We start from the raw sequence: 12,035 nt of genomic DNA on the forward strand, positions 1-12,035 counted from the left end.
GTTCCGAAAGGGTCGATGGGGACGAGCGCCCCCGGAAAAGGGAAGCTCCGGCGTCGGGGGCCCGGGGAAACGCTCCGGGAAGAGGCGGGCCGGCCGCGGGGCCTGCGATGAACTCGCCGGCGCGCCGCGGCCGCGCGCTCAGAAGATGAAATCGTCCACGGACATCAGGGCGGTGTTCCAGTTCTCGACGGTGATCGAGCCGTCGCCGCCGATGTCGTCGAGGTCGATGATCACCGCGCCGCCGATCCGGTTCTCGGAGGCGGCGATCACGTCGCCCAGCTTGGTTCCGCCGGTCAGGCCCAGCTTGCGCAGGTTGAGGACGTCGACGCCGTCCTCCCAATCGAGGATCGTGTCGGCGCCGGAATGCTTGCCGATGCGGAACTCGTCGGCGTTGATGCCGCCGGTCAGCTCGTCGTCGCCCGCGCCGCCCTTGATCTCGTCGTCGCCGCCGCGGCCCTTGAGCGTGTCGAAGCCGCCGCCGCCCTCGATCCGGTCGATCTCGGAGGAGCCGAGGATCCGGTCGTTGTCGTCCTGTCCGCGGATGACGCCCAGCACCTCGGCCCCGCCGGTGGCGCGGAAGGTGTCGTTGCCCTGCCCCAGGTTGACGTCGCCGGTCGCCACGCCGCCGCGCAGGAACATCTTGTCGGCGGTGGCGCCGAGGTTCACGTCGTCGCCGATCGTCCCGGTCGAGACGACCAGGTCCGCGCCGGAGCCGCCGCCGACCGGGCCGCCGATCAGGCCGTGGTTGCGCAGCACGTTCTCGCCCGACGAGAACAGCACGAAGTCGTCGACGACGCCGTTGTTGCGCACCAGGTCGTCGCCGCCGATCAGGCTGAGCGACTGGACGGAGCCGCGGTTGATCACCTTGTCCGCGTCGTTGCCCCCGGCGACGCCCTCGACCACCACGCCGGCGTTGACGAGCGTGTCGGCGCCGTTGCTCAGCAGCACCCGGCCCATCACCACGCCGGAGTTGAGCACCGTGTCGCCCGAGGTGCCCAGCCGCAGGTCGCCGCCGATCTCGCCGCTGTTCTCGACGTCCGCGGTCCCCGCGCCGAGGTTGACCTGGCCGGTGACCACGCCCGAGTTCTCGAACCGGTCGAGGCCGGCGCCGGAGGCGATGTCGCCCAGGATCTCGCCGGTGTTGACGATGGACGTCGTGCCGGACCCGATCTGCACGTAGCCGTTGATCACGCCGCTGTTCATCAGGGTCGCGTCGCCGGTTCCGAAGTCGATCACGCCGGTGATCTCGCCGGTGTTCAGCACGCTGCCGCCGACGGAGGCGTAGTAGGCGAAGCCGTCGCGCGCGACGATCTCGCCGGCGTTCTCCAGCACGACGGAGGCGCCCGCGCCGTAGACCGCGTTGCCGGCGCCCGCGATCATCTGGCCGGTGTTGTTCACCGCGCCGGTCCCCGACAGCCCGTCGAAGCGCACCGCGCTTTCGCCCTGGATCACGCCGCTGTTGTTGACGACCGAGCCGGCGCTGGTCGAGACCCACACGCCGTAGCCGTCCTGGGCGGTGATGCGGCCGCCGTTGTCCACCGTGTAGCGGCCGTCGATCAGGATCACGCCGGCGTCCGCCGTCAGCTCGCCCATGTTCGCGACCTGCGAACTTCCGCCCCCGGAATCGAGCCGGATGGCCCCGAAGTTGGTGGTGCTGAGGCCGCGGATCGTCCCCGCCTCGCCGATCTGCACGTTGAGGAAGATGGCCGTGCCGTTGGAGCTGAGCGAGACGCCGTGATTGGCCACGGCGACGATCGCGCCGTCGACGCCCACGGAAACGCCCGTCGAGAGGCCTCCGCCCAGCACGGCCGCGCCGACCTCGACGATGTGGGAGACGTCGTGGCGCAGGTAATAGGTTTCGCCGTTGGCGAGAGGGGTGGAGGTGGTCGTGTCCGCGGTCAGGATGTGGTTGGGCATGGGTACGCTCCGCCGAAAATCGAAGGGGACGACCGCCCCCGGCGGCGGGGACGATCCTTGGTCAGGGTCCCGCGTGGGCGGGGATCGGAACGCCGGACGCGACCGGCGCGTCCCGGGGCCCGCAGCGGAACGGCGGGGCCGGGGAAGGGAAGCGGCCGGGCCGGAGGGCCGGGCCGCGGGACTACGTCGGACGCGGGCCCGGGGCGGGCCCGCGCGCTCAGAAGATGAAATCGTCCACGCTCATCAGGGCGGTGTTCCAGCCGACCACGGTGATCGAGCCGTCGCCGCCGATGTCGTCGAGGTCGATGATCACCGTGCCCCCGATCCGGTTCTCGGAGGCGGCGATCACGTCGCCCAGCTTGGTTCCGCCGGTCAGGCCCAGCTTGCGCAGGTTGAGGACGTCGACGCCGTCCTCCCAGTCGAGGATCGTGTCGGCGCCGGAATGCTTGCCGATGCGGAACTCGTCGGCGTTGGAGCCGCCGGTCAGCTCGTCGTCGCCCGCGCCGCCCCCGATCGTGTCGTCGCCCGCGCCGCCCTTGATCACGTCGTCGCCGGCGCGGCCCTTCAGGCGGTCGAAGCCGCCGCCGCCCTCGAAGGTCTCCTCGCCCGAGGCGCCGATCAGCACGTCGTTGTCGTCGCCGCCGCGGATCCGGCCCAGGACCTCGCCGCCGGCCGTGGCGCGATACGTGTCGTTGCCGGCGCCCATCTGGACGTCGCCCTCGATCAGGCCGCGGTTGATCACCTCGTCTGCCGTGTCGCCGGCGTCGACCGAGCCGCCGACGACGCCCGTGTTCACCAGCCGGTCGGCATCGGCGCCGAGCTCGACCGCGCCGCCGATCTCGCCGCGGTTGCGCACCAGGTCGAGGCCGGCGTCCATCTGCGCCGCGCCGTCGAGCGCGCCGGTCACCACCAGCACGTCGTTCTGCACGCCGGTCTCGACGTCGCCGGCCACCGCGCCGTGGACGCGCACCTGGTCCTTGCCGCCGCCGGTGGTCACGTCGCCGCCGGTCTCGCCGCGCACGACGACCCGGGCGCCGCCGTGGCCCGCGTCGACGTCGCCCTCGACCCGGCCGCCGACGCGGATCACGTCGCCGCCGCCGAAGCTGTAGAGGGGGCCCTGCACCCAGCCGCGGATGACGGCGAGGTCGGACTGGGCGCCCATCGCGATCCCGCCGACGACCGTGCCCTCGACGTAAAGCTCGTCCGCGCCGCCGCCGGTCGCGATCGCCCCGCCCACGAGGCCGCCGAGATGCACGATGTCGACGCCCGAGCCCAGGGACAGGAGGCCGGTGATGTCGCCCTCCGAGACGATCCGGGAGCCGAGCGCCCCGGTCAGCTCGACCGCGCCCTGGATCTCGCCGCTGTTGATCAGCGTCAGCCGCCCGTCGGAGGCCACGTCGCCGACGATCAGGCCGGAGGTCAGAAGCTGGTCCGCCGTGCCGCCGCCCATGTCGAGCGCGCCGTGGATCTCGCCGGAATTGTCCACGCGGTCGGCGTCGCCGCCCAGGAGGAGGTTCCCGCCGAGCAGCCCCGTGTTCTCGACGTCGACCTGCGCGCCGGCGGCGTTGATCGAGCGATAGTTGCCCACGATCTCGCCGGCGTTGCGCAACTCGAGCGTGCCGCTGCTGACGATGATCCCGCTGCCGCCGGTGGCATGGGCGAGGATCTGGCTGGTGTTGGTCACGATCAGCGCGTCGGAGTCGATGGCGTAGAGCCCCGTCGACCCCGAGATCACGCCCGAGTTGGTGACGACGGGCGCGACGGGCTGGTAGAGATAGACGCCGGTGCTGCCGATCGAGGCGATGCGCCCGTCGTTGATCAGATGGAAATACGAGGCCCGCGAGGAATAGACGCCGATCTGGCCGGTGATCTCGCCGCCGTTGTTGACCAGGGTGCTGTCGGAGGCCGAGTAGATGCCGCCGCTGCCCGAATAGCTCAGCAAGCCGCGGACGTTGCCGGTGTCGCCGACCGCGATGCGCGAGCCGTAGGCGTCGGCGCCGAGGTCGATGGCGTAGCCGCTGAACGAGATCACCGAGCCGTCGATCCCGATGTCGCGGCCCCCGAAGGACGTGTCGGCGGCCACCGCGTCGCCGCTGACGCTCAGGCGCACGCCGTCGGGCACGTAGAGGTTGTCGGACGCGGTCAGGACGCGCTGGGTCGAGCTGGTGGACTGCACGATGTCGGTCATGGCGCCTCTTCGTCGCTCGGGACGGATCCGCGCCGGTCGGACGCGCGCACGGACGCGGACGCGGGCGAAGCCTGCGTCGGCGACGGCGCGGCCGATGACGGTCGGGTCCCTCCCACTTCCCCAGGTCGTCGCGACGGGCGTCGCGGCGACGTCGGCTCCCCCCCCGGGATGGACGGGCCCTGAAACGGAGCCCGCCCCGGCCGCCCCGCCGTGGGACGACCATACGTAAAGATCACATCAAATCCGCCCGAATGCGGCGATATCGTGACAGCGGACCTTGCGGCAGGCCCCAGGCGGCCCCTGACAGGCGCCCCGGTCCGCGGGCGGCGACGCGGCGGGGCGACGGTCGGGACAGGAACGCGGCCTCCCGCACGGCGCCGCGAAGAGGCCCTGGAGCCCGAGGCTGTCGGCGGCGTCCTTGATCCCCCCGCCGGGCGCCGGCCCCGCCGCCGGCCCCGCCCCGCGAAGACGCAGCGGCCGGAAGGGCGGACGGCGGGGAAATTGAGGGTGGACCAATGAAAAGCCCGCTCTCATAGTCGAGGCTTGTGCGCCGCACCACGCCCGACGCCGAGGGGAGATCATGCCCGAGTTCGCCCGCGCCTACGTGCGCTGGATCGACAGGATCAACCGTGCGGTGGGGCGCGCGGCCATGTGGGGCATCTTCGCGATGATCGGCGTGCTGTTCTGGTCGGCGATCTCGAAGGCGGCCTTCACCCCCTCGGTCTGGACGCTCGAGGCGGCGCAGTTCCTGATGGTGGCCTACTACCTGCTGGGCGGCCCCTATTCGATGCAGACGGGCGACCACGTTCGCATGGACCTCGCCTACGGGCGCTGGTCGCCGAGGACGCGGGCGATGGTGGACTCGGTCACCGTGCTGTTCCTGATCTTCTACCTCGGCTTCCTGCTGGCCGGCGGGATCAGCTCGACCGCCTATTCCATCGAGTTCGGGGAGCGGGCGCGGTCCCTGTGGCGGCCGTACATGTGGCCGATCAAGGTGGTGATGTGCCTGGCGATCCTGCTGATGCTGCTGCAGGCGATCGCCCAGTTCATCCGCAACATCGCCGAGGCGCGGGGCGAGCCGCTGCCCTCGGGCCTGCATCCGACCCGCGACCACCTGGGCGAGGCCCCCGAATGACCCTCGACGAAAGAGCCTTCCGCGCCGGCCCGGACAGGGGCGCCTGCGCATGAGCTACGAGGCCATCGCCCTGCTGATGTTCGCCTCGATGATGGTCATGCTGATGACCGGTCAGCGGGTGTTCGGCGCCATCGGCGCGGTCGCCGTGGCCTCGGCGGTGCTGCTGTGGGGGGGCGGGGGGTTCGAGCTGGCCTTCTCCTCGGCCATGAAGCTGATGAAGTGGTATCCGCTGCTGACGCTGCCGCTGTTCATCTACATGGGCTACATGATGTCCGAGAGCGGCATCGCCGACGACCTCTACGAGATGTTCCACGTCTGGTCGGGGGGGCTTCGCGGCGGCCTCGCGGTCGGGACCATCGGGCTGATGGTGGCGATCTCGGCGATGAACGGGCTGTCGGTGGCGGGCATGGCCATCGGGGCGACCATCGCCCTGCCCGAGCTGCTCAGGCGCGGCTACGACAAGATCATGGTGACCGGCGTGATCCAGGCGGGATCCTCGCTGGGGATCCTGGTGCCGCCCTCGGTGGTGCTGGTGCTCTACGGCATGATCGCGCGCGCGCCGGTGGGCCAGCTGTGGCTCGCGGGCGCGATCCCGGGGCTGATGATGGCCACGATGTTCATCATCTACATCGTGGTGCGCTGCCGGCTGCAGCCCGAGCTCGGGCCGGTGCTGCCGGCGGCGGAGCGGGCGAAGATCACCTGGGGGGACAAGCTGCGCTCGCTCCGCGCCGGGATCTGGCCGCTGCTGATCTTCTTCTCGATGACCGGCCTGTTCGTGATGGGCTACACCAGCCTGGTCGAGTCCTCGGCCGTGGGCGCGGTCGCCTCGACGCTGGCGGCGCTGCTGAAGGGGCGGCTGACCTTCAACGTGCTGGAGGCCACCGCGCGCAAGACGCTGGGCATCTCGTGCATGTTCATGTGGATCATCCTCGCCGCCCTGTGCTTCGGCGCGGTCTTCGACGGGCTGGGCGCGGTCCGCGCGCTTGAGAGCCTCTTCACCGAGAAGCTGGGGCTGGGTCCGTGGGAGATCCTGATCCTGATGCAGCTGACCTACCTGCTGATGGGCACCTTCCTGGACGACACCGCGATGCTGGTGATCGTGGCGCCCCTGTTCGTGCCGCTGGTCAAGGCGCTGGGCTTCGACCTGGTGTGGTATGGGGTGCTCTACACCATCACCTGCCAGGTCGCCTACATGACCCCGCCCTTCGGCTACAACCTGTTCCTGATGCGCGCCATGGCGCCGCCGGGGATCACGATCCACGACATCTACCGCTCGATCATCCCCTTCGTGGGGGTGATGGTGCTGGCCCTGATCCTGGTGATGGTCTTCCCCCAGATCGCGCTGTGGCTGCCGGGGCTCGTCTACGGAAACTGACCGGAGGGAATTGAGGTCGAAGCAGACACGCCCGGCCAACGGGCGGTTGAACCAGCAGAGAGGTGAGACCAATGAACCACAGAAGACAGTTCCTGAAGGGCGTGGGCCTGGCGGGCGTCGGCGCGCTGGCCGCGCCGTCGATCGTGAAGGCGCAGAGCCCGATCAAGTGGCGCTTCCAGACCTATGCGGGCGCGGCGCTGGGCGAGCACGTGACCAAGCCGATCATCGACGCGATCAACGCCGCCGCCGGCGGCGCGCTGGAGATCGAGCTGTTCTACGCCGACCAAATCGTGCCGACGGGCGAGCTGTTCCGCGCGCTGCAGAACGGGGTGATCGACGGGGTGCACTCGGACGACGACTCGATGGCGGCGCCCGTCGACATCTCGGTCTTCGGCGGCTACTTCCCGATGGCCACCAAGCAGATCATGGACGTGCCGGTGCTGTTCAAGCAGTACGGGCTGGCCGACATCTGGACCGAGGCCTACGACGAGGTCGGGGTGAAGTGGCTGAGCGCGGCCGGCCAGGACCCGTGCCACTTCAACACCAAGAAGAAGGTCACCTCGCTGGCCGATCTCTCGGGCCTGAAGCTCTACACCTTCCCCACGGCGGGCGAGTTCCTGGCCCAGTTCGGCGTGGTCCCCGTCTCGATCCCCTACGAGGACGCCGAGGTCGCGGTGCAGACCGGCGAGCTCGACGGCATGGCCTGGTCGGGGATCACCGAGGACTACACCGTCGGCTGGGCGGACGTGACCGACTACTTCCTGCTCAACAACATCTGCGGGGCGTGGATCGGGTCGTTCTACGTGAACCCCGACAGCTGGGGGAAGCTGACGCCCGAGCTTCAGCAGCTGGTGACGGCCTGCATCGACATGGGCCATTTCTACCGGACCCAGTGGTACTGGGGCGGCGAGGCGAAGCTGCGCGCCTCGGGCGAGAAGCTGGAGCTGACCGAGATCCCGGCCGAGGAGTGGAAGCAGGTCGAGGAGGCCGCGAAGGTCTTCTGGAAGGAGAAGTCCCAGATCTCGGACCGCGCCGCGCGCGTGGTTAAGATCTTCGAGGACTACAACGCCGTGATCGAGAAGGCCGGCCCGCCCTACGGCCTGGGCTGAGCCCGCACGCCCGTGACGAGGGGGGCCGGCGCCCGGCCCCCTTCCCCCCTCCCGACCGAGCCCGAGAGAGACGACCATGCCCGGCAAACTGACCCTGGAAGAGCTGCGCGCCGCCGTCGAGGACGGCGAGATCGACACCGTGCTGGCGGTGCAGCCGGACATGCAGGGCCGCCTGATGGGCAAGCGCTTCCAGGCCGAGTTCTTCCTCGAGGGCGCGGTCGAGGAGACCCACTCCTGCAACTACCTCCAGGCCACCGACATGGAGATGGAGACGGTGGCGGGCTATGCCGCCACCTCGTGGGAGAAGGGCTACGGCGACTACGTCATGAAGCCGGACCTGGGCACCCTGCGGCGGATCCCCTGGCTGGAGGGCACGGCGCTGGTGGTGTGCGACGTGCTCGACCACCATCACCACCCCGTCCCCCACGCGCCCCGAAACGTGCTGCGCGCCCAGGCCGAGCGGCTGGCCGCGAAGGGCTGGAGCGCCAACGTGGCGACCGAGCTGGAGTTCTTCCTGTTCAAGGAAAGCTACGAGGCGGCGCAGGCGAAGGACCACCTGGGCCTCTCCCCGGTCAGCGCCTACAACGAGGACTACCACATCTTCCAGACCACCAAGGAGGAGGATGTGATGCGCGCGATCCGCACCGGCATGAACGCGGCCGACATCCCCATCGAGAACTCGAAGGGCGAGGCCGACGCGGGCCAGGAGGAGATCAACGTCCGCTACGCCGAGGCGCTGACCATGGCCGACCGGCACGTGATCCTGAAGAACGGGATCAAGGAGATCGCCTGGGCCAAGGGCAAGTCGGTGAGCTTCATGGCCAAGTGGAGCTACGACCACGCCGGCAGCTCCAGCCACGTGCACATGTCGCTGGCGGGGCCGGAGGGGGAGCCGCTGTTCCACGACCCCGACGCCGAATACGGCATGTCGGAGCTGATGCGCAGCTTCCTGGCGGGTCAGCTGGCGCACGCGGCCGAGATCACCCTGTTCCTCGCGCCCTACATCAACAGCTACAAGCGCTTCGTGGCGGGCACCTTCGCGCCGACCAAGATCTGCTGGTCGATGGACAACCGCACCGCCGGCTTCCGGGTGGTGGGCGAGGGCACCAGGGCCGTGCGGCTGGAGTGCCGGATCGGCGGCGCCGACCTGAACCCCTACATGGCGATCGCGGCGATGATCGCGGCGGGGCTCGACGGGGTCGAGAAGGGCCTGACCCTGCCCCCCGAGCATCGCGGCGACGCGTATCTCGCCCAGAAGATCCCCGAGATCCCCGGGACCCTGCGCGAGGCGATGGCGATCGTGGACGGATCGTCCTTCCTGCGCGGGGCCTTCGGGGACGAGGTGGTCGACCACTACGTCCATGCCGCGCGGATCGAGCAGATGGAGATGGACCGCCGGGTCACCGACTGGGAGCTCAGGCGCGGCTTCGAGCGGGCGTGACCCGGACCGGCCGCCGCGCGGCGCGCGGGAGCCGCGGCGCGACGCGCCCGCCCGCGGCCGGCCGGACGCCCGCCGCGGCGGGCCGGCGTCGCGCCGGCGGCGGGGGCCGCGGCCGGCGCGCATCAGGCGGGCGCCGCACATCCCGCAGCCGTCGGGACATGCGCGGCGCGCAAGGCAGGATCGCCTTGCAATCGGGGCGCTTCGGGCCGCAGGGTTCCGTCTCGCCGTCCTGCGGCGGCGCCGGGTCCGGAGGCCGGCCCGGCGCGCCGCGCCGCAGCGGGCCGCTCGCCATGCCGGTGCAATCCATCGGGGCCCAATCCATCGGGGGAGGTCGATGACCCAGGTTCTCACGTGCATCTCGCCGATCGACGGCTCGGTCTTCGCCGAGCGCCCGGTCGCCGGCCATGAGGCGGTGCTCGAGGCCGTGGCCCGCGCCCGCGCCGCCCAGGCGGACTGGGCCGCCCGCCCCCTGTTCGAGCGCGTGGCGCTGGTCGAGGCCGGCGTCGCCGCGCTGGACGCGATGTCCGACGAGATGGTCCCCGAACTCGCCCGCATGATGGGCCGCCCGGTGCGCTACGGCGGCGAGATGGGCGGCGTGAAGGAGCGGGCGCTGGGCATGGCGAAGCTCGCCGGCGAGGCGCTGGCCCCCATCGTGGCCGAGGACTCCGACGCCTTCGAGCGGCGCATCCTGCGCGAGCCGCACGGCGTGGTCCTGGTGATCGCGCCCTGGAACTACCCCTACCTGACCGCGATCAACACCGTCGCCCCGGCCCTGATCGCGGGCAACGCGGTGATCCTCAAGCACGCCACCCAGACCCTGCTGGCGGGGGAGCGGATGGTGCGCGCCTTCACCTCGGCGGGGATCCCGCCGGCGCTGTTCCAGAACGTCTTCCTCGACCATGCCACGACCGAGCGGCTGCTGGGCGAGCGGGCCTTCGACTTCGTGAACTTCACCGGCTCGGTCGCCGGCGGGCGCGCCATCGAGCGCGCGGCCGCGGGCACCTTCACCCCGATGGGGCTGGAGCTGGGCGGCAAGGATCCGGGCTACGTGCGCCACGACGCCGACGTCGAGGCCGCCGCCGCGGGGCTGATCGACGGCGCCATGTTCAACTCCGGCCAGTGCTGCTGCGGGATCGAGCGGATCTACGTGCACGAGAAGCTGTTCGAGGCCTTCGTCGAGAAGGCGGTCGAAATCGTCAACGACTACGTGCTGGGCAACCCGCTGGAGACCGGAACCACCCTGGGGCCGATGGCGCACGAGCGCTTCGCCCGCGTGGTGCGCGAGCAGACCGCCGAGGCGATCGCCGCCGGCGCCCGCCCGCTGATCAACCCCAAGAGCTTCCCCGACGACGGCGGCGCCTACCTCGCCCCCCAGATCCTGGTGAACGTGGATCACTCGATGTCGGTGATGCGCGAGGAGAGCTTCGGCCCCGTGGTCGGCATCATGCCCGTGCGCCACGACGCCGAGGCGCTGCGGCTGATGAACGACAGCCCCTACGGGCTGACCGCCTCGCTGTGGACCGCCGACGCCGAGGCCGCCGCCCAGATCGGCGCCGGCATCGAGACGGGCACCGTCTTCATGAACCGCTGCGACTACCTCGACCCGGCGCTGTGCTGGACCGGCTGCAAGGACACCGGCCGCGGCGGCGCCCTGTCCCAGATCGGCTATCACAACCTGACCCGGCCGAAATCCTACCACCTCAAGAAAGGCTGACGACGCATGGCCTCGCCGACCGCGAACTGGAGCTATCCCACCGCCATCCGCTTCGGCGCCGGACGCATCAAGGAGCTGGCCGAGGCCTGCGCCGCCGCCGGCATCCGCAAGCCGCTGCTGGTGACCGACCGCGGCCTCGCCCCCCTGCCGATCACGACGCAGGCGCTCGACCTGCTGGAGGCCGCGGGGCTGGGGCGGGCGCTCTTCTCCGACGTCGATCCCAACCCGAACGAGCACAACCTCGAGGCCGGGATCGAAGCGTTCCTGGGCGGCGGCCATGACGGGGTGATCGCCTTCGGCGGCGGCTCGGGCCTCGATCTCGGCAAGCTGGTGGCGCTGATGGCCCGCCAGAGCATCCCGGTGTGGGACCTCGAGGACATCGGCGACTGGTGGACGCGCGCCGACGCCGCCGCCATCGCCCCCATCGTGGCGGTCCCGACCACCGCCGGCACGGGTTCGGAGGTCGGGCGCGCGGGCGTGCTGACCAACTCGGCCACCCATGTGAAGAAGATCATCTTCCACCCCCGGCTGCTGCCCTCGGTGGTGATCTGCGATCCGGAGCTGACCGTGGGCATGCCCCGCGCGATCACCGTGGGCACCGGCATGGACGCCTTCGCCCATTGCCTGGAGGCCTACTGCTCCCCCCACTACCACCCGATGAGCCAGGGCATCGCGCTCGAAGGGCTGCGGCTGGTGTGGGAGAACCTGGCGACCGCGACGGCCGAGCCCGAGAACCTCGAGGCGCGCGCCCACATGATGAGCGCGGCCGCCATGGGCGCCACCGCCTTCCAGAAGGGCCTGGGCGCGGTGCATTCGCTGAGCCACCCGATCGGGGCGCATTTCAACACCCATCACGGCATGACCAACGCGGTGTTCCTGCCGGTGGTGCTGGCCTTCAACCGCCCCGCGGTCGAGGCGAAGATCGAGGCGCTGGCCGCCTACCTGGGCGTGCCCGGCGGCTTCGACGGGTTCATGGAGGCGCTGATCGCCTTCCGGGAAAAGCTGGGCGTTCCGCCGACGCTGGTTGCGCTGGGCGTCGAGAACCCCGACATCGAACAGCTGGCGACCGAGGCGGCCGAGGATCCCTCCTGCGGGGGGAACCCGGTGCCGGTCGACGCGGGCTCGCTCGCGGATCTCTACAGGAAGGCGATGTAAC

At 70.7% G+C, this 12,035-nt stretch carries 8 protein-coding genes; 6 read left to right on the forward strand and 2 right to left on the reverse strand.

What is annotated here, in order from left to right; genetic code table 11:
• Positions 1-138: 138 nt before the first annotated feature.
• Positions 139-1,917, reverse strand: a complete 1,779-nt coding sequence (locus tag P2H44_RS15215; RefSeq protein ID WP_275764718.1) for a calcium-binding protein — start codon at positions 1,915-1,917, stop codon at positions 139-141.
• Positions 1,918-2,134: 217 nt separating this feature from the next.
• Positions 2,135-4,105, reverse strand: a complete 1,971-nt coding sequence (locus P2H44_RS15220; RefSeq protein WP_275764719.1) for a calcium-binding protein — start codon at positions 4,103-4,105, stop codon at positions 2,135-2,137.
• Between the two features lie 580 nt (positions 4,106-4,685).
• On the opposite strand from P2H44_RS15220, the gene P2H44_RS15225 reads away from it, so the two are divergent.
• The 6 genes from P2H44_RS15225 (at position 4,686) to P2H44_RS15250 (ending at position 12,034) form a co-directional block, all read left to right on the forward strand.
• On the forward strand, positions 4,686-5,240 hold the full coding sequence (locus P2H44_RS15225) for a TRAP transporter small permease subunit (protein ID WP_275764721.1): 555 nt from the start codon (positions 4,686-4,688) through the stop codon (positions 5,238-5,240).
• A 49-nt stretch (positions 5,241-5,289) separates the two neighbouring features.
• On the forward strand, positions 5,290-6,615 hold the full coding sequence (locus P2H44_RS15230) for a TRAP transporter large permease (RefSeq protein ID WP_275764722.1): 1,326 nt from the start codon (positions 5,290-5,292) through the stop codon (positions 6,613-6,615).
• Between the two features lie 71 nt (positions 6,616-6,686).
• On the forward strand, positions 6,687-7,724 hold the full coding sequence (locus P2H44_RS15235; protein WP_275764723.1) for a TRAP transporter substrate-binding protein: 1,038 nt from the start codon (positions 6,687-6,689) through the stop codon (positions 7,722-7,724).
• A gap of 76 nt (positions 7,725-7,800) precedes the next feature.
• Positions 7,801-9,165, forward strand: a complete 1,365-nt coding sequence (locus P2H44_RS15240; RefSeq protein WP_275764724.1) for a glutamine synthetase family protein — start codon at positions 7,801-7,803, stop codon at positions 9,163-9,165.
• Positions 9,166-9,499: 334 nt separating this feature from the next.
• Positions 9,500-10,879 carry an aldehyde dehydrogenase family protein gene (locus P2H44_RS15245; RefSeq protein WP_275764726.1) on the forward strand — a complete coding sequence of 460 codons (1,380 nt, stop codon included), beginning with the start codon at positions 9,500-9,502 and terminating at the stop codon, positions 10,877-10,879.
• Positions 10,880-10,885: 6 nt separating this feature from the next.
• The gene (locus P2H44_RS15250) at positions 10,886-12,034 is read left to right on the forward strand and encodes an iron-containing alcohol dehydrogenase (RefSeq protein WP_275764727.1); all 1,149 of its coding nucleotides are present in this window, start codon (positions 10,886-10,888) and stop codon (positions 12,032-12,034) included.
• Position 12,035: the final 1 nt, after the last annotated feature.

This window comes from Albimonas marina (assembly GCF_029223255.1).
In the GTDB taxonomy this organism is placed as follows: Bacteria; Pseudomonadota; Alphaproteobacteria; order Rhodobacterales; family Rhodobacteraceae; genus Albimonas.